General features: G+C 72.6%; 15 protein-coding genes. 5 read left to right on the top strand and 10 right to left on the bottom strand.

The genetic code is table 11. The features are described 5' to 3' along the window. Nucleotides 1–4: 4 nt before the first annotated feature. Both LZ198_RS43260 and LZ198_RS25510 read right to left on the bottom strand, forming a co-directional pair. Nucleotides 5–1,111: a Gfo/Idh/MocA family protein gene (locus tag LZ198_RS43260; protein ID WP_267145486.1), complete on the bottom strand. Its 1,107-nt coding sequence runs from the start codon at nt 1,109–1,111 to the stop codon at nt 5–7. A gap of 174 nt (nt 1,112–1,285) precedes the next feature. Further along, complete coding sequence (locus LZ198_RS25510; protein ID WP_323382874.1) at nt 1,286–2,101, bottom strand: helix-turn-helix domain-containing protein; 816 nt, start codon at nt 2,099–2,101, stop codon at nt 1,286–1,288. Nucleotides 2,102–2,251: 150 nt separating this feature from the next. On the opposite strand from LZ198_RS25510, the gene LZ198_RS25505 reads away from it, so the two are divergent. Then, entirely contained in the window at nt 2,252–2,656 is a 405-nt protein-coding gene (locus LZ198_RS25505; RefSeq protein WP_253974653.1) for a hypothetical protein, read from the top strand. Between the two features lie 36 nt (nt 2,657–2,692). Here the strand turns inward: LZ198_RS25505 and tpx are convergent, their stop codons facing one another. From tpx to LZ198_RS25475, 6 genes are all read right to left on the bottom strand, one after another. Continuing rightward, a complete protein-coding gene (gene tpx, locus LZ198_RS25500) occupies nt 2,693–3,217 on the bottom strand; it encodes a thiol peroxidase (protein WP_253974652.1) in 525 nt (174 codons plus the stop codon). Between the two features lie 17 nt (nt 3,218–3,234). Beyond that, nucleotides 3,235–4,167 (bottom strand): ROK family protein, encoded by a 933-nt coding sequence (locus LZ198_RS25495; RefSeq protein WP_253974651.1) that lies wholly within the window; start codon nt 4,165–4,167, stop codon nt 3,235–3,237. A gap of 14 nt (nt 4,168–4,181) precedes the next feature. Continuing rightward, nucleotides 4,182–4,733 carry an NADPH-dependent FMN reductase gene (locus LZ198_RS25490; RefSeq protein WP_253974650.1) on the bottom strand — a complete coding sequence of 184 codons (552 nt, stop codon included), beginning with the start codon at nt 4,731–4,733 and terminating at the stop codon, nt 4,182–4,184. Nucleotides 4,734–4,735: 2 nt separating this feature from the next. Continuing rightward, nucleotides 4,736–6,106, bottom strand: coding sequence for a phosphomannomutase/phosphoglucomutase (locus LZ198_RS25485; protein ID WP_253974649.1), 1,371 nt, complete (start codon nt 6,104–6,106; stop codon nt 4,736–4,738). 310 nt (nt 6,107–6,416) lie between these two features. Next, nucleotides 6,417–8,348 (bottom strand): serine/threonine-protein kinase, encoded by a 1,932-nt coding sequence (locus tag LZ198_RS25480; RefSeq protein ID WP_253974648.1) that lies wholly within the window; start codon nt 8,346–8,348, stop codon nt 6,417–6,419. A gap of 200 nt (nt 8,349–8,548) precedes the next feature. After that, nucleotides 8,549–9,613: a mannose-1-phosphate guanylyltransferase gene (locus LZ198_RS25475; RefSeq protein WP_253974647.1), complete on the bottom strand. Its 1,065-nt coding sequence runs from the start codon at nt 9,611–9,613 to the stop codon at nt 8,549–8,551. A gap of 65 nt (nt 9,614–9,678) precedes the next feature. Here LZ198_RS25475 and LZ198_RS25470 point away from each other — a divergent pair, with 65 nt between their 5' ends. From LZ198_RS25470 to LZ198_RS25455, 4 genes are all read left to right on the top strand, one after another. Beyond that, nucleotides 9,679–12,564, top strand: coding sequence for a GDSL-type esterase/lipase family protein (locus LZ198_RS25470; RefSeq protein ID WP_253974646.1), 2,886 nt, complete (start codon nt 9,679–9,681; stop codon nt 12,562–12,564). A gap of 1 nt (nt 12,565) precedes the next feature. After that, complete coding sequence (locus tag LZ198_RS25465) at nt 12,566–13,981, top strand: MBOAT family O-acyltransferase (RefSeq protein WP_253974645.1); 1,416 nt, start codon at nt 12,566–12,568, stop codon at nt 13,979–13,981. A gap of 141 nt (nt 13,982–14,122) precedes the next feature. Further along, the gene (locus LZ198_RS25460; protein WP_253974644.1) at nt 14,123–14,983 is read left to right on the top strand and encodes an AraC family transcriptional regulator; all 861 of its coding nucleotides are present in this window, start codon (nt 14,123–14,125) and stop codon (nt 14,981–14,983) included. Nucleotides 14,984–15,017: 34 nt separating this feature from the next. Continuing rightward, on the top strand, nt 15,018–15,815 hold the full coding sequence (locus LZ198_RS25455; RefSeq protein WP_253974643.1) for a GNAT family N-acetyltransferase: 798 nt from the start codon (nt 15,018–15,020) through the stop codon (nt 15,813–15,815). Here LZ198_RS25455 and LZ198_RS25450 read toward each other — a convergent pair. Beyond that, on the bottom strand, nt 15,812–16,423 hold the full coding sequence (locus LZ198_RS25450; protein ID WP_253974642.1) for an NUDIX hydrolase: 612 nt from the start codon (nt 16,421–16,423) through the stop codon (nt 15,812–15,814). The genes LZ198_RS25455 and LZ198_RS25450 overlap by 4 nt on opposite strands. Nucleotides 16,424–16,439: 16 nt before the next feature. Next, a complete protein-coding gene (locus LZ198_RS25445) occupies nt 16,440–17,333 on the bottom strand; it encodes an undecaprenyl-diphosphate phosphatase (RefSeq protein ID WP_253974641.1) in 894 nt (297 codons plus the stop codon). Between the last annotated feature and the right edge of the window lie 82 nt (nt 17,334–17,415).

Genomic DNA, 17,415 nt, shown 5'->3' with positions numbered 1-17,415 from the left:
CAAGCTATGTCCGCGTCCGAGGCGAGCCAGCCGGGCGTTCGTCCAACCTCACCCACCGCCGCTCCCCATGGGAGCGTCGCGCCGCGTCGAGCACGCATTGGGTGCGCCAGCCATCCTCCAGCGTGGCCGCGTCCTCGACCTCGCCGCGCCCCTCCCGCAGCGCGTCCGTGAAGGCCCGCGCGTAGCGCCAGAAGCCATGCGCCCACTCGTTGTCCGGCAGGCCCGGTGGCAGCGCGGGCTCCTCGGGCAGCGCCACCTGCTCCCAGGTCCGGCTCCCCACGCGGGAGCACCACAGCTCACGCCCCTCCACGCGCAGGCCGCCGCGCTCGCACGACACCTCCAGGCCGTGCACCGGCTTGCCGGGCGCCACCGAGGACAACGCCACCGACGCGTGGACGGGCCCGAAGCGCAGCAGCAGCACCGCCTCGTCGTCGCTCGTCACCCGCCGCGCCCTCCCGGTGAGCGGGTCCATGCGGGAGGCGACGTGCGTGGCCAACTGCCCCAGCACCTCCTCCGGCTCGCGGCCCAGCACGAAGCGCAGCGAGTCCACCGCGTGCGAGCCCAGCGCGCCCAACAGCCCTCCCCCGCGCGCCGCGTCCGACCACCAGTCCCACGGCCGCTCCGCCGAGGCCCGGTTGTCGTTGCGGTAGTAGACGTGCGCGCCCCGCACCGCGCCCAGCTCCCCCGAACGCACCCGGTCCCGCATCCGCCGGCGCGAGGGGAGGAAGCGCAGCTCGTGGTCCAGGAGCGCCAGCAGGCGCCGCTCGCGCGCCGCGCGCCACATGGCCTCCGCCTCCTGCGCGTCCAGCGCCGTGGGCTTCTCGCACAACACCGCCTTGCCCGCCGCGAGCGCCGCCAGCGTCATGTCGCGGTGCAGGGCCGGGGGCGTGGCGATGCAGACGAGGTCCACGTCCGGCCTCGACACCAGCGCGCGCCAGTCCGTCGTCGCGTGTGGCACGCCCAGCTCCCGCGCCGCCGCGTCGGCCCGCTCCGGCCGCTCGCTCGCCAGCGCCGTCACCTCCACCCCGGGGCAGGCGCGGAAGACGGGCACCTGCGTGCCCCGCGCGAACCCCGTCCCAATCACGCCCACCCGGATGGTCCGTGCCGCCATGCGTGTCTCCCAGCGCAAGCGCCGCGCCCCTCCACCCTGCGGCAATTCCCGCCTCCACCGCCACGTCGCCCCCCGGCGCCCACCCCCCAATTCCCAGATTCTGACGGACGGAGCGGGCGCCCTGATGACTTCCGGAAAGCGGGCGGGCCCGGAGTCCGGCTGGACGCCCCCGACTCAGGCGTCGCCGCCGCGCGAGCCCTCCGCCACCTTGCGCAGGAGCGCGCCCGTCGCCGCGTCCGCGGGGAAGAACGACTCGATGGCCAGCTCCGCCAGGGTGATGTCCACGGGCGTACCGAACACGGTGGTGGTGCTGAACAGCGACAGCACGCCGTGGCGCGTCTGGAGCCGCAGCGGGATGACGACCCCCGCGAAGTCCGGCCCCTGCGGGCCACCGTGCGACCCGGCGGGGATGGGCATCGCGCGCAGCTCGTCGTGCAGCGCCGCGAGCCGCGCGTCGCCCGTGGTGTCCACCTGCCGGCTCAGCCGACCCAGGACGTGGGTGCGCCACTGCTCGAGGTTGAGGATGCGAGAGCCCATGCCGTCCGGATGCAGGCTCAGGCGCAGCACGTTGATGGGGGGCTGGAGCAGCTCGGGGGGGATGTCCGCCATCAACAGGCCCACCGCGCGGTTCATGGTGACGAGGTTCCAGTACCGGTCCACGGCGAGCGCCGGGTACGGCTCGTGGCCGGAGAGCACCAGCTCCACCGCGTCTCGCGCCGCGCGCATCTGCGGGCCCTCCAGCTCGCTCTCGGAATAGACGGGCGCGAAGCCCGCGGCCACCAGCAGCGCGTTGCGCTCGCGCAGCGGGACGTCCAGCTCCTCGGCCAGGTGCAGCAGCATCTCCCGGCTCGGCGAGGAGCGCCCCGTCTCCAGGAAGCTCAGGTGTCGGGCGGAGACCTCCGCGCGCAGCGCCAGGTCCAGCTGGCTCAGGCTGCGGCGCTGGCGCCACTGGCGCAGCAACTCTCCCACGGGGCGGCTCGGCGTCATCATGATGCCGGAACCATAGGAACGCGGGGGAAGGGCTCCAATTACCTCGCGCGTAATCGACTTCGATTCGTCCGGCGCGCACCTTGGGTCCAACACGGCGCACGGAGGTCCGGGCGCCGGCGGTCCCCACCCGAAGTCCCGAGGAGCCACCCCATGAACGCCGTCCCCTCGTCCCGCACGCTGTTGGGTTACGCCCTGCTCACCGACGGTCTCGCCACCGGCGCCACCGGCGCGCTGGGCCTGTTCGGCGGCAACGCCCTGAGCGAGTGGCTGGGGCTGAGCCCCGCCCTCCTGCGCGGCGCGGGCGGAGGCCTGCTGCCCTTCGCCGCGCTGCTGGTGTTCCTGTCCCTGCGCCCGCTCGCCCCGCGCGCGCTCGTGTGGGCCATCATCGCCATCAACGTGACGTGGACGGTGGACAGCTTCGTGCTGCTCGCCAGCGGCTGGGTGCAGCCCACGGTGTGGGGCCAGGCCTTCGTCGCGTTCCAGGCGCTGGCCGTGGCCGTCTTCGCGGGCCTGGAGCTCATCGGCCTCAAGCAGGCCCGCGTGGTGCCCGCCTGAGGCCGTCACCCGCCCGGGGGCGGCGGCGCGGGGCGCTCAGAGCGCCTTGCGCACCGCCTCCAGCGCGGCGTCGTAGTCCGGCTCGTGCGTCATCTCCGGGACGATTTCGCGGAACACCACCTTGCCGTCCCGGTCCAGCACGAAGGTGCTGCGCGCGAGCAGGCCCAGCTCCTTCATGTACACGCCGTACTTCCGCGCGAACTCCCGGTCCTTGTAGTCCGACAGCACGCTGACGTTGTGGATGCCCTCGGCCGCGCTGAAGCGGTTGAGGGCGAAGGGCAGGTCCAGGCTCACGTACCAGACCTTCACGCCCGGCCCCATCTCCGTCGCCTGCTTGTTGAAGGTGCGCAGCTGGATGGCGCACACCTTCGTGTCCACGCTGGGCGACACGCTCAGCACCACCACGTTGCCCTTCACGTCGGACAGGTGCACCGCGTCGCTGGCATTGAGCCCCTTGTAGACGGTGAAGTCCGGGGCGACGTCGCCCTCCTTCACCTCCTGCTCGCCCTCCAGCGTCACCGGCTGCCCGCGGTAGGTGACCCTGTTCTTGAACTCGGCCATGCCTCTCCCCTCTCACGTCACGCGGCCAGCAGCGCCGCACCAATGAGGCCGCTGTCGTCGCCGAGCTCCGCGTCGGCGATGAGCAGCCCCTCGCGGGACGTCTGGGACGCCCACGCCCGCACACCCTCCAGCACCCGCCGGCGCAACCCCGGGCAGTGGTTCAGCACCCCGCCTCCCAGGATGAGCCTCGCTGGATTCAGCATCGTCACCTGGTTGGCCACCGCCAGCGCCAGGAACTGCGCCGCCCGCTCATACACCTCCCGGGCCTGCGCGTCGCCGGCTTCCGCCGCCTGCTCCAACACCAGCGGCGTCAGCGTCGTCGCGTCGCCCTGGGTGAGCGCCGTCAGCCCCGGGGACGTGCCGGCCACCAGCAGCTCGCGCGCCTGCGCGATGAGGTTGTGCCCGCCCGTGTACGCCTCCAGGCAGCCCAGCTCGCCGCAGCCGCAGCGCCGGCCACCCGGCACGACCTTGATGTGGCCCAGCTCGCCCGCGACCCCGCCCGCGCCGTCCAGCAGCCGGCCCCCGGAGATGATGGCGCTGCCCACGCCGGAGCCCACGAAGACCACCAGCAGGTCCTGCGCCCCGCGCCCCGCGCCCGCGCGCAACTCACCCCAGGCCGCGGCGGACAGGTCGTTCACCACGCGCACCGGCTGCCCCAGCCGCTGGGTGAGCAGGTCGCCCAGCGGCACGTTGCGCCAGCCCAGGTTCGGGGCGACGGACAACACGCCCGAGTCCTTGTGGATCTGCGCGGCGGCGCCGACGCCGCACCCGCCCACCACCACGCCCGCGGACTTCACCGCCGCGGACGCCGCCTGCGCGATGGTCTCCACCACGCCGGACGGGCTGCGCTCCACGAGCGCCACCTTCGACGACGCCAGCATCTTCCCCGCGCCATCCACCACGGCGGCGCGGGCAAACGTCCCACCCAGGTCGATTCCAAGCGTCGGCATGGGAGTGTCCTTTCTCAGACCTTCACCCGGTCCACGAGCTCCGTGACGAGCGCCTCGACTTCCTTCTGGCGGCCCTCCTCCTTCAACGCCCCGTCCGGGGTGAAGGCTTCCGCCGCCCGCGCCAGGTGGAACTGCGTGGGCAACACCAACGAGCCCACCGCCATCATCACCTGCCGCAGGTGCGGCTGCATGCGCGCGGTGCCGAAGGGTCCGGGGCTGGCCCCCATGACGGCGGCCCACTTGCCCTTGAACAGCCGGCCCGGCGGGCGGGAGGCCCAGTCGATGGCGTTCTTCAAGCCCCCCGGAATCGACGAGTTGTACTCCGGGCTGGAGATGATGAACGCCTGGGCGTTGCCCACGCGCTCGCGCAGCGCCACCACGGACGCGGGCAGGCCCCGCGCCTCCACGTCCCCGTCGTACAGCGGCAGGTCCAGCGCCTTCGAATCCAGCACGTCCACCTGCGCGCCCAGCTCGCGCGCCTTCTCCACGGCCACGTTGACGAGCAGCTGGTTGAAGCCACCGGCGCGCAGGCTGCCGCTGATGGCGAGGATGCGAGGACCGCCCATGCTCACCCTCCGACCTCGCGCTGGACCTTGGCCACGGTGCCCTCGATGAGGGCCTGGATCTCCTTCAGGCGCTCGGGCGTGTTGGCCTCGAAGCGCAGCACCAGGATGGGCTGGGTGTTGGAGGCGCGGATGAGGCCCCAGCCGTCCGGGAACGTCACGCGCACGCCGTCCACGTCGATGATGTCGTGGCCCGCGGCGCGCAGCGTCTCCGTGGCGCGCTTGACCATCTCGAACTTCTTCTCCTCCTTGGTGTCGAAGCGCAGCTCGGGGCTGGCGTAGGTCTTCGGCACGTCGGCGAGCAGCCCGGAGAGCTTCTGCGGCTCGTGGGTGAGGATCTCCAGCAGGCGCGCGGACGAGTACACCGCGTCGTCGAAGCCGAAGTAGCGGTTCTTGAAGAAGATGTGGCCGCTCATCTCGCCGGCCAGCTCCGCGTGCTCCTCCTTCATCTTCGCCTTGATGAGCGAGTGGCCCGCCTTCCACATGACGGGCTTGCCGCCGCGCTTGGCGATGTCGTCGTACAGCGTGTAGCTGCACTTCACCTCGCCGACGATGGCCGCGCCCGGGCTCTCCTTGAGCACGTAGCGGCTGAAGAGGACCATCAGCTGGTCGCCCCAGAGGATGTTGCCCTGGTCGTCGATGACGCCGATGCGGTCGCTGTCGCCGTCATAGGCGATGCCCACCTCCGCCTTCTCGCGCTTCACCGCGGCGATGAGGTCCTGGAGGTTCTCCACCACCGTCGGGTCCGGGTGGTGGTTGGGGAAGGTGGCGTCCATCTCGCAGAACAGCGGGACGACGTCGAAGCCCATGCTCTCGAACAGCGGCACCGCGATGGCGCCGCCCGTGCCGTTGCCCGCGTCGATGACGATGCGCATCCCCTTGCGGCCCACCTTCACCGTCTGCCGGACGAAGTGGTTGTAGGGGGTGATGATGTCGAACGGGGTGACGGAGCCGGGCGTGGCGGACACCACGAAGTCGCGCGCCTCGATGAGCTTGCGCAGCGCCTGGATTTCATGGCTGTGGAACGTCGTCTTGCCCGCGCCAATCTTGAACCCGTTGTACTCCGGCGGGTTGTGGCTGCCGGTAATCATGGCCAGGCCATCCACCGGCAGGGTGTTGGCGGCGAAGTAGGTCAGCGGCGTGGGCACCACGCCCACGTCGAAGACGTTGAGGCCGGTGGAGGTGAGGCCGGCACAGAGCGAGTCGCGGAACCGCGTGGACGACTCGCGGCAGTCGCGACCCACGACGATGTAGCGGCCGCCCTGGCGCCGGATGATGGTGCCCAGGCCCTTGCCCAGCAGCTCCACCACTTCGGCCGTGAGGTCCTTGTCGACCAGACCCCGGATGTCGTACTCGCGGAAGATATGCGCGTTCATGAAGGTGTCCCGCCCTCCGTGAGCCGGAAGGACTTAGAGGGGGGCGGACTCTACACGAGCGCGGGCCCTCCCGGCACCCATCGGACACCCGGGGCCGACTGCTGAACGGACTCCCTCCGACCCAGGGAGGAGCGGGTCCCTGGGGTGCCAATCAACCCCGGGTTCCACACGCTTCCGCCCGCTCGCCGGGCATGCGACGGGTCGAGGACACCCTCCATCGGGTGGGGCGCGGAGGACGCATGTGACGCCCCGTGACGGAGCGTCCCACGGGACTCCTCCGCGCCGTGACGTCCGCCGGGCCCGGCCCGGCTCAGAACGACGCCGTGGCGCCCTCCTCCACCGGCTCCGCGGCGCGGGCCCGCGCGCGCAGATTCTCATAGTGCCGCAGCCAGGGGGTGTTGAGCGGGTCCAGGGACAGGGCCTCCGCGTACCGCGTCAGCGCCTCCTCCAGCGACTGGCCCACCTCCAGCGCGTGCCCCTGAGTGAAGAGCGCCCGCGCGCGGCGCTCCGCCAGCGGCCGGGCCTCCAGGTACGCCTTGCGCAGCGGCTCCACGCGCTCGTCCGCGAGCCCCGCCTGCACGCACCGCGACACCCCCGCCAGGTTGCCGCGCACCGCATCGAAGCCCACCCGCGACAGCGGCTCGCCCAGCGTCCTCCCCGCCCGCTCCACCTGGCGTCGCAGCGCCTCCAGCGCCCGGCGCTGCCCGGTGGGCAGGGCCCGCTGGCCCAGCGCGCCCAGCCGGCGCAGCACCGCGCCCACCCGGCGGCGCACGCCCTCGAAGTCCTCGTCCGGCGCGGCGCCCAGCAGCGCGTACGGGTCCCTCACCACCACCGCCGCGCGCGACAGGAGCCGCGCCAGCTCCGTGTCCGGCACCGGCTCGTCATCCAGCATCCCGCGCGGCACGCCTCGCCGGCCCAGCGCCTGGCCCAGCAGCCCCCGCGCCGACTCGCTCGCGAACTGCACGCACAGCCCGGCGGCGCCGTCCCACGCGCGCGCCTCCTCGCCCGTCACGTGGCGGACCACGTCCGCGTCACACGCCACCACGCGCCCCTCGAACGTCAGCTCCACCGGCACCTGCGCGGCCAGCGGCGGCAGCGGCCCGGCCCAGTGCGCGAAGAAGCCCTCCACCGTCACGTCGCCCGTCGCCACCGGCACCAGCTCCGCGTCCGTCCCCAGCCCCAGCCGCACGCCCAGCCCCGAGGGCGCCGCCACGCGCGGCCCGGACACCGGCGCCTCCGCCTCCACGTACCCATGCGCGGCGTCCAGGAGCGCCACGTGCAGCGGCGTGGCCCCGTCCTCCGGCACCACGTCGCCGAAGACGGAGAGGGTCCCCCGGGACGTGCGCGTGCGCGCGGACGCCCGCGCCCCGAACGCCGACAGCGCGGCTCGGAAGTCCTTCGCCGACGCGAAGCGCTCCGCCGGCCGCTGCGCCAGCGCGCGCAGCAGCACCTGCGAGAGCGCCTCCGGCATGCGGGGGTTGAGCTGGTGCGGCGACACCGCGGCCACCTCTCCCACCCGCCCGAAGCCGAACGGCAGCCGCCCCGTCGCCAGCAGGTAGCCCACCACGCCCAGCGCGTACAGGTCCGCGCGGCCATCCACCACCTGCCCCGCCCACTGCTCCGGGGCGATGAACGCCGGCGAGCCCACCACCATGCCGCACGCGCGCTCCGCCTCGGAGAGGCTGGCGGACAGCACCGCGCTCGCCCCGAAGTCGAGCAGCTTCACCTGCCGCCACCCGCGCGCGTCCCACCCGAGCACCAGGTTGTCCGCGGACACGTCCCCGTGCACCAGCCCCCGCGCGTGCGCCGCCTCCAGCGCCGCCAGCGACTGGTCCAGCAGCTCCACCACCTCCGCGGGGGCCAGCGGCACCGGCAGCCGCGAGAAGCGCTCGCCCTCCGCGTACTCCATCAGCAGGCACGGCAGGCCGCCCGGCCCGCGACGCGCGTCCAGCACGCGCGCCACGTTGCGGTGGGTGAGGCCCCGCAGCGCCCGCGCCTCCGCCAGGAAGCGCGCGCGCACCCGGGGGCGGGAGGCGAGGTGGGGATGCAGCACCTTCACCGCGAAGCGGTGGCCCGTGGGCGCGTGCTCGGCCAGGTACACCGTGCCCAGCGCGCCCGAGCCCACCACCGACCGCAGCAGCAGCGGCCCGTGCCGCTGCCCCTCCAGCGACGCGGCCCGCGAGAAGCTGCTGGGACAGGAGATGCCCGCCGGGTGCTCCACCGCGCAGTGCCTGCATGCCATGTTCGCCACCGCCCTGCCGCCCCTGGATGGGGCGGGCGGACCCGGCTCTGCAACGGGCGTGCACCCCCGACTTCGTCCTCGACCGGACAGCACAACCTCCCACCGGACCGAGAACCCCGACAAACCCGTCACCTCGTCCCGGTAGAAGTTTCAGCCCCGCGCGTGGAAGTTTCTCCAGCGCACACTGACGCCCGCGAGGCCTACAGGTACTTCTGGAGCTTGCGGGCCTTGAGCGCCTCGACGACCTTGCGCACGTCCTGGCTCTTCTCGCGCGGCACCACGAGCACCGCGTCGCCGGAGTCCACCACCACCACGTCGGACAGGCCCACCACCGCCAGGGGCCGCTCGTCCGCGAGGATGACGCAGCGCTCGCAGTCCACCACCACCGCGGAGTCGCCGGACACGACGTTGCCCTTGGCGTCCGCGGGCCGCACCTCCGGGATGGCCGCGAACGAGCCCACGTCCGACCAGCCGAAGTCGCCCGGCAGCACCGCGATGTTCGACGCCTTCTCCATGACGCCGTAGTCGATGGAGATGGACGGCAGCTTGGGGAACACCTTCTTCAGCACCGCGCCGAAGGTCCGCTTGCCCACGGCCTGCTGGAGCGCGGCGAGGCCCTTCTTCATCTCCGGCATGTGCTTCGCGAAGGCGTCGAGGATGACGTCCGCGCGGAAGACGAAGATGCCGCCGTTCCACAGGTACTCGCCGGAGGACACGTACTGGCGCGCCGTCTCCAGGTCGGGCTTCTCCTTGAACGCCCTCACCGCCCGGCCGCCGCCGGAGAGCGCGTCCCCCACCTGGATGTAGCCGTAGCCCGTCTCCGGGCCGTGGGGCTTGATGCCCAGGGTGACGATGTGGCCGCCCTCGGCGATGCGGGCGGCCTCCGCCAGCGTGTTCTTGAAGGCCGCCACGTCCGCCACGTGGTGGTCGGAGGGCAGCACCACCAGGATGCCCTTCGGGTCCCTCGCGGCCACCACCACCGCGGCCAGCGCGATGGCCGGCGCCGTGTTGCGGGCCACCGGCTCCACCAGCAGGTTCCCCTTGGGCAGCCCCTTCACCAGCCTCGCCGCGTTCTTCGCGTGCTGCGGACCGCACACGATGAAGGTGTTCTTCACCGGCGACAGGCCCTTGAGGCGCGAGGCCGTGTCGGTGATGAGCGGCTGCTTGGAGGCCAGCGGGAGGAACTGCTTGGGACGCGCCTGACGCGACAGCGGCCAGAAACGCGTGCCGGAACCACCGGCCATGATGACGGGGTAGAGGGCCATGCGGGGTACGACTCCTGCGAGCCGGCGAGGCAGCCGGCGTATGCCCACCAGGGCGCTCCCGGTGGATGGCGGCGCACATTACCGTTTCGGCCCCGCCTGGAAAGAGGGGTTCCCGTCGCCCGCCCGCCCGCCCCCCGGACGATGGAGCGGCCGAAAGCGGCGGGAGTTTTGACCCGCCCCCAAAAAGCCAGTCTCATGCCGCGCTGTTGGACTTCCTCAAGGCCAGAACCACCGGGCTGACGCTCGCCCTCGCCGTCGCGTTGGCGTTGGGGCTGTCGCTCGCCCCGATTCCCGAGGCGTGGCGCCCGCTTCCGAGCCTCCAGCGCGCACCATTGAAGCAGCAACTGGTTGCGCTGGTGGTGCCCGCGTCCTTCACGGGCAAGCGCGCCACGCGGCTCCCCGACGACGCGGCCACCGCGGGGACGGGCACGACGACCACCGCGCCCCCCCAGGGCGAGGACGAGGAGCCCGACAGCGGGACGGCGGTGGCGGAGCTCCCGCCCGACCTGCCGGTGGTGCCCAGCACGCCCGGCATCGGCCTGGAGGAGCTGAGCGCGTCCACGCTGGCGCGGGCCATGGAGCTGGAGGCGCTGCGCGAGCGGATGAGCGCCCAGCACGTGGACATCGAGCTCAACTGCCGCAAGGCGCGCGCGGACGGCGCCTGCGAGGAGGACGGGCTGGCCCCCTTCCACCGCGCCCTCTCGGAGCTGCGCGCGGACACCCGCCGGACGCCCGTGCGCGTGGTGCACCTGGGCGACTCGCTGGTGGCGTCGGACTACATCACGGACGTGGTGCGCGACCGGCTGCAGGAGCGCTTCGGTTCGGGCGGCAAGGGCTTCCTCTTCATCACCCGCCCGGCGAGCGCGGGCCGGTGGACGCGCTCGGGGCGCGGCTCGGACGGCTGGGAGATTGCCCGGTTGGTGGACACCAAGTGGCCTCGCGACCGGGTGGGTTGGACGGGCGTGGCCTTCACCTCCGGCGGCGGCTCGCAGAGCACGCGCTATGACGTGGAGGGCTCGCGGGTGGCGGAGCTGTTCTTCCTCGCCCAGCCCGCCAGCGGCGCCGTGCAACTGTCCGTGGATGGCCGGCCGCTGCAGAAGATCCAGACGCGCGGCTTCTCCAAGACGAAGTCGGAGGCGGCGTTCGCGCGGGTGAACCTGCCGGACGGCGCGAAGACGCTGACGCTCAGCACCTCCGGCAAGGTGGAGCTGCACGGCGTGACGCTGGAGACGGGCACGCCGGGCGTCATCTACGACACGGTGGGCCTGTTGGGCGGCATGGCGGAGGTGTACCTGCGCGCCCAGCCCGCGGCCTTCCGCGCGCAGCTGCGCCAGCGCAAGCCCTCCATGGTCGTGCTGATGGTGGGCGGCAACGAGGCCTTCTTCTACTCGCGCGAGCGCACCACGCTGGACGACGTGCGCGCGCAGATGAAGGAGCTGGTGTCGCGCGTGCGCGCCAACGTGCCGGACGCGGCGTGCCTCGTCATGTCGCCCATCGACGCGGGCGTGCGCACCATGGGCGGCGAGCTGGTGCCGCGCCGGGGCTCGAAGGAGGTCTCCGACATCTTCCGCGAGGAGGCGCGCCTGGGTGGCTGCGCCTTCTGGGACGCGTACACCGCCATGGGCGGCGAGGGCGCGGCGCTGCGGTGGCTGGAGGCCGGGCTCATGCTGGAGGACCTGGTGCACCCGCGCGCGAAGGGCTCGGACCTGCTGGGCCACCTCTTCGACCTGGCGCTCCAGCGCAGCTTCGCGAAGTCGCGCGCGCCGCTCGTGCCGGTGGCGGACACCCCGGGCCTGCGGGACGCGGACACCGCGCTGACGAAGACCTTCGCCCGGCTGCGCCGCCGCGAGGAGGGCGAGTCGCTGCGCGTGGGCATCTCCCAGTTCGGCGCCTCGCACACGGCGGCCCACTCCTTCACGGACGCGGTGCGCGAGGTGCTGGCCAGGCGCTTCGGCGACGCGGGCCGGGGCTTCATCGCCGCCGGCAAGGCCTCTCCCCGGCTGGAGGGCGCCAAGGTGGCCCGGCAGCTGGAGGGCGACTGGAAGGTGGAGGACGCGCTCGAGGCGCCCCCCGGTGGCCTGTGGGGGCTGACGGGCATCCGGGCCGTGGGCGCGCCGGGCGCCAGCCTGCGCATCGAGTTCTGCAAGGGCTGCGCGGAGGCGAAGGAGCCCGCCGGGCGGCTGGACCTGTACGCGATGGACGTGCCGGAGGTGGCCTCGCCGGAGATTCGCGTGGACGGCGAGGCGCTCCCCCCGGACGCGCCGCCGCCGGAGCCGCTCACCACGCCCACCGTGCGCATCCGCTCCTTCCCCGTCACGGGCCCCGCGCACAGCGTGGAGGTCGTCGCGCCCCAGGGCGGCGGCGCCACCGTGCTCGGCGCGGCGCTGGAGTACGACACGCCGGGCGTGGTGCTGGACGCGCTGGGCCTGCCGGGTGCCACGGCCTTCACGTTGCGGGACATGGACGCGGCGACGGTGGACGCGCAGCTCGCCTCGCGACGGCCGGACCTGCTGGTGTTCTGGTACGGCACCAACGAGGCGGGCAAGGCGGACCTGGACGCGGCGACGCTGCGGCACGACTACGCCGCGCTCATCACCCGCCTGCGCAAGGCCACCAACGCCGAGTGCCTGCTGCTGGGCCCCACCGACCGGCTGGAGAAGGACGCGAGTGGCCGGTGGACGGAGGCGCCCGCGCTGGCCTCGGTCCTCGACACGCTGCCCCGGGTGGCCAAGGACGCGGGCTGCGCGTACTGGTCTGCGCGCGCGGCCATGGGCGGCGAGCGGGCCATGCTGCGCTGGCAGCACGCCCAGCCGGTGCTCGGCAACCCCGACGGCGTTCACCTGACGCCGGAGGGCTACGCGCGGCTGGCGGGCGCGTTCGCGCGCGACCTGCTCACGGCCTACGAGGCTCGCAAGAAGGGCGAGCCCACCGCGCGGATGGAGGGCAACTGACGTGCTGTCCCACAGCCTCCAGTACCTCGTCTTCGTCATCGCGGTCTTCGCGCTGTACTGGGCCGTGCACCGCCACTACTGGCCGCGGCTGCTGACGCTGCTCGTCGCGAGCGTCTACTTCTACGCGGCCTTCACGCCCTTCCCGCTCATCATCTTCCTGGTGGGCGTGACGGTGGACCACCTGCTGGTGAAGGGCATGGCGCGCTGGGAGTCGCCCGGCGTGCGCAAGCTGCTCGTCACGCTGTCCGTCGTCTCCAACCTGGGCCTGCTCGCGGGCTTCAAGTACCTGGAGATGCTGCGGCAGACGGCGCTGGCGCTCCTGGCCCCGTGGGGCCTCGAGGTGCGCACCGAGCCGTTCAACCTGCTGATGCCGGTGGGCCTGTCGTTCTACGTCTTCCAGGCCATCAGCTACACGGTGGACGTGTACCGGGGCAAGGCGAGCGCCGGGCACAACATCCTCGAGCACCTGCTCTACATGCTGTTCTTCCCGCGCGTGGTGAGCGGGCCCATCGTCCGCGCGTCGGACCTGATGGCGCGCTTCGGCGACGTGCCCACGCTCACCCCGGACGACGGCGGGCGCGCGATGTTCCGCATCGCCGTGGGCCTGGTGAAGAAGCTGGTCATCGCGGACGTGCTGGGCAGCGGAATCGTGGACCCGGTGTTCACCGCGCCGGAGAAGTACGCGTCGGCCGAGTGCATCGTCGCGGCCATCGCCTACACCTTCGAGCTGTACTACGACTTCTCGGGCTACTCGGACATCGCGCTGGGCGTGGCGGCGCTGTTCGGCTTCAAGTTCCCGGAGAACTTCAACCGGCCGTATCTGGCGAAGAACCTGGGCGAGTTCTGGAACCGGTGGCACATGAGCCTGTCCACCTGGCTGCGGGACTACCTGTACCGGCCGCTGGGCGGCAACCGCGTGTCGAAGCCGCGCGTGCTGTTCAACCTCATGACGGTGATGGTGCTGGGCGGCCTGTGGCACGGGGCGGACTGGCGCTTCGCGGTGTGGGGTGGCGTACACGGCGTGGCGCTCGGCGTGCTGCGCTGCTGGGAGTGGACGGTGGGCAAGGCGGAGAAGCCGGGCATCCCCCGCGTGGCGGTGGGCATGCTGGCGACGTTCACCATCGTCGTGCTCACGCGCGTCGTCTTCCGCGCGCCGGACCTGACCCACGCGGGCGAGTTCTACGCGCGGATGATGGCGGGCGTGCCGGGCATCGCCAACGTCAGCCCGCTGGTGTGGGGAATGCTCGCGGCGGCGGTGTTCTTCCACGCCACGCCCATGAAGCTCTACACCACCACGGCGGAGCTGTTCGTCCGGATGCCCGTCCCCGTGCGCGCCGTGGCCCTCGTGCTGCTCGGCCTGGGCATCCGCCACCTGTCCGCGGTGGAGACGCGCCCGTACGTCTACCTCCAGTTCTGACCCGGAGCCGCGTGGCCCGGGGAGGCATCGCGGCGGCGCCAGGTCTCGTCACCTCGCCGCGTGCGCGGATGCGGCCCCACTCAGGACAGGAGCCGAGCCCTCGTCGGGACGACGCACATGACACGAGCGACCCAGAGGTCCATGACGACGGCGGCGTGGCAGGGCGTGGGCATGGCGCTCTACCGACAGGGGCAGTTGGACACGGGTGAGCACCACCACCCCGCCTTGCAGTTGCTCATGCCCCTGAGCGGTGGCGGCATCCGAGGCCGCTGGAGGACCAGCGGGCGCCCCCTGGACCTCCGCCTGACGCGAGACGAGGTCTGCATCGTCGGCGCCGACCTCCCTCACGCCTTCGCCTGGAGCGGCGGCGTCCAGGCGACGTCCTTCTTCCTCGAACCGCGACGGCTGGCGGTACTGCACGGTGCGCCCGGGACGGAAGAGGCCCTGAGGAAGCTGGGCCCGTCGAGGATGCGCGACCCGCTGATTCGCGAGTTGCTGCGGGCCCACGGCGAAGCCCTGGACGAGGACGGGCCCCCGTCCCGCCTGGAGGTCGAGGCCCTGGCCACGGTGCTGGCCTCGCGGTTGTTGAGGCTCGATGGACAGCGCCTCCGCGCCCGGAGCCCCTCCGCGGCGCTCGCGACGTGGCAGCTCCGCCGCGTCATGGACTTCGTGGAGGCCCACCTGGAGGAGGCGCTCGGCCTGGAGTCGCTCGCCGCGGTGGTGGACCTGAGCCCTTCGCACTTCACGCGGAGCTTCAAGCGGGCGACGGGCACCACGCCGCACCAGTTCGTCCTGGCGCGGAGGCTCGAGCGGGCCCGGGAGCTGCTCCTCACCACACCCCACCCGCTCGCGGACATCGCGCGGCGCACGGGCTTCGCGAGCCAGAGCCACTTCACCGCGCTGTTCCGCGCCCGTTTCGCGCTGACGCCCGCGCGCTTGCGCAAGGCCGCGGTGGAGCCACCAGAAGGCGCCTTCACGACAAGGACGGTCGGAAGCGGATAGACGCCGCCTCGCGCGGTGGTCGAAGGTGCGGCGCATGTCCCAACCTTCGCGCCCCGTCGTGGACGTGGCCCTCGCCCGCCGCATCGAGCGGGCCCAAGCCGAGCAGAACCGCAGCGCCACGCCCGCCCACGGCATCCTCGACGTCGCCGGAGGACGGGCCCTCTTCAACGGCCCTGGCTCTCCGCTCACGCAGGCGCTCGCCCTGGGCCTCGACGAACCCGTCGACGCGGCGATGCTCGACCGGCTGGAGGCCCACCTGGGGCAGGGCGGCGGGCCCATGCCCATCGAGCTGACGCCCTTCGCCCATCCTTCCCTCGCCCAGGAGCTGGCGCGCCGGGGCTACCGCGTGTCCGAGTTCCAGCAGGTGTTCGCGCGCGCCCTGCCCGGAGCCCCGCTCCCCACCGTGGGCGCCGAGGCCCGTCCCATCCGCCCGGCCGAGGCCGCGCTGTTCGCGCGCACGGTGGGACAGGGGTTCCTCGGGCGCGAGGAGCTCACGGACGACGAGGCGGCCCTCATGTTGTCCGCCGCGACGATGGCGGGGACCACCTGCTTCCTCGCGTGGGCGGACGGCGAGCCGGCGGGAGGTGGCACCGTGGCCGTCCACGACGGCGTCGCGACGTTGTCCGGCACGGGCGTGCGCGAGCGCTTCCGGGGACTCGGTCTCCAACAGGCGCTCATCGCCGCGCGCCTCGCCTGGGCCCTCGACCGGGGCTGCACGCTGGCGTCGAGCAGCACGCACCCGGGCACGCCCTCCCAGCGCAACATGGAGCGGCTGGGGTTCTTCGTCGCCTACCCCAAGGTGGTGATGGTGCGCGAAGCGCCCGGGGCCTAACGAGGCGCGCCCAGCATCGACTCCACGCCGGGCACCTGCGCCACCTGGTTGAGGAAGTCGCGGAGGATGCGCGCGGTGGCGCCCCAGATGACGTGGGAGTCGTACGTGTAGAAGTACAGGTCCCGCTCCGCCCCGAGCACCTCCTTCTTCTCGATGCGCAGGATGGCCGGGTCGAGCAGGTTCAACAGCGGCACCTCGAGGATGAAGGCCACCTCCTCGGGGCTGGGGGCGTACTTCCCGTCTCCGGGGATGACACCGACGAAGGGCCGGATGCGGTACTGGGAGATGGTGGGCACCTCGTCCAACATGCCCAGCACGCGCACGCCGCGCCGGTCGATGCCCAGCTCCTCCTCCGTCTCGCGCAGCGCCGTGTGCAGCGGCGTCAGGTCCTCCGCGTCACGCCCGCCGCCGGGGTAGCTGTACTGGTTGGCGTGCGTGCGCAGCGTGGCGGGGCGGCGGGTGAAGAGCATGTGGGGCACGCCGTCGCGCTCGAACAGCGGCACGAGCACGGACGCCTCGCGCAGCACGAAGCCCGGCAGGTCCACGTCGCGCGCGGGACGCGACGCGAGCCGGGTCTCCAATGCCTGGAACAGCGCCTCCACGCTCACGACCCATGCCCTCCCGCTAATCGTTCAACTGCTTCTCGACCGGCGGCTCGCCGGGCGACTTCGCGGTGTCCACGTTCTCCACGCCCGACATGGGCTGGAGCACGTTCGCCTGGAGCAACCCCAGGAGCAGCAGCCCCAGCGCCACGCGGTACACCACGAACACCAGCGTGGTGCGCGAGCGCAGGTAGTTCAGCAGCCACGCGATGGCCGCCATGCCGGAGGCGAACGCCACCAGCGTGCCCACCCACAGCGACACCGCGGAGGGCCGCTCCGTGGCCTCCAGCAGGTGCTTGAGCTCGAAGATGCCGGCCAGCGTGGTGGCGGGGATGGAGAGCAGGAAGGAGTAGCGCGCCGCGTCCTCGCGCTTGAGGCCCAGCGACAGGCCCCCGGTGAGCGTGGTGCCCGAGCGCGACGAGCCCGGGATGAGCGCCAGCGCCTGCCACAGGCCGATGAGGATGCCGTCCTTCCAGCGCATGTCCGCGAGCGTCCGCTGGTGCGACGCGCGCTTCTCCACCACGAGCAGGATGAGCGCCAGGACGATGAGGCTGCCGGAGATGACGTAGAGCGAGCGGAACTGCGTCTCGATGACCTTCTTGAAGGCCAGCCCCAGCAGGCCGATGGGCAGCGTCCCCACCAGGACGAACCAGGCGAGCCGCGACTCGACGGTGCCGAACGGGTCCTTCTTCAGGAGCTGCCGGAAGAACGCCGCCGTCAACGAGACGATGTCCTTGCGGAAATAGATGAGGACCGCGGCGACGGTGCCCAGTTGGATGACCGCCGAGTACGCCGCCCCCGGGTCCTTCCAGCCGAACAGCTCGGGGGCGATGCGCAGGTGGGCGGTGGAGCTGATGGGGAGGAACTCGGTGAGGCCCTGGACCAGGCCCAGGACGATGGCTTCGAGGAGGCTCATAGGCGCGGTCCCCGGATGTATGCCCGGAGACCTCCGCCAGCAAGAGCGTTCCCGGATGTGTGTGCTGACGAGCACGCGGTCC

It is taken from the genome of Myxococcus dinghuensis (assembly GCF_024198235.1).
Taxonomy (GTDB): domain Bacteria; phylum Myxococcota; class Myxococcia; order Myxococcales; family Myxococcaceae; genus Myxococcus; species Myxococcus dinghuensis.
This window is presented reverse-complemented; position numbering and strand designations above follow the sequence as displayed.

What these genes read in the sequence shown, in the direction of transcription:
- LZ198_RS25490 (WP_253974650.1), bottom strand. Translation starts at nt 4,733, where the DNA reads ATGGGCGGTCCTCGCATCCTCGCCATCAGCGGCAGCCTGCGCGCCGGT.
- LZ198_RS25485 (WP_253974649.1), bottom strand. Translation starts at nt 6,106, where the DNA reads ATGAACGCGCATATCTTCCGCGAGTACGACATCCGGGGTCTGGTCGAC.
- LZ198_RS25475 (WP_253974647.1), bottom strand. Translation starts at nt 9,613, where the DNA reads ATGGCCCTCTACCCCGTCATCATGGCCGGTGGTTCCGGCACGCGTTTC.
- LZ198_RS25445 (WP_253974641.1), bottom strand. Translation starts at nt 17,333, where the DNA reads ATGAGCCTCCTCGAAGCCATCGTCCTGGGCCTGGTCCAGGGCCTCACC.
- tpx (WP_253974652.1), bottom strand. Translation starts at nt 3,217, where the DNA reads ATGGCCGAGTTCAAGAACAGGGTCACCTACCGCGGGCAGCCGGTGACG.
- LZ198_RS25505 (WP_253974653.1), top strand. Translation starts at nt 2,252, where the DNA reads ATGAACGCCGTCCCCTCGTCCCGCACGCTGTTGGGTTACGCCCTGCTC.
- LZ198_RS25470 (WP_253974646.1), top strand. Translation starts at nt 9,679, where the DNA reads ATGGCGGCGCACATTACCGTTTCGGCCCCGCCTGGAAAGAGGGGTTCC.
- LZ198_RS25495 (WP_253974651.1), bottom strand. Translation starts at nt 4,167, where the DNA reads ATGCCGACGCTTGGAATCGACCTGGGTGGGACGTTTGCCCGCGCCGCC.
- LZ198_RS25455 (WP_253974643.1), top strand. Translation starts at nt 15,018, where the DNA reads ATGTCCCAACCTTCGCGCCCCGTCGTGGACGTGGCCCTCGCCCGCCGC.
- LZ198_RS43260 (WP_267145486.1), bottom strand. Translation starts at nt 1,111, where the DNA reads ATGGCGGCACGGACCATCCGGGTGGGCGTGATTGGGACGGGGTTCGCG.
- LZ198_RS25480 (WP_253974648.1), bottom strand. Translation starts at nt 8,348, where the DNA reads ATGGCATGCAGGCACTGCGCGGTGGAGCACCCGGCGGGCATCTCCTGT.
- LZ198_RS25460 (WP_253974644.1), top strand. Translation starts at nt 14,123, where the DNA reads ATGACGACGGCGGCGTGGCAGGGCGTGGGCATGGCGCTCTACCGACAG.
- LZ198_RS25510 (WP_323382874.1), bottom strand. Translation starts at nt 2,101, where the DNA reads ATGATGACGCCGAGCCGCCCCGTGGGAGAGTTGCTGCGCCAGTGGCGC.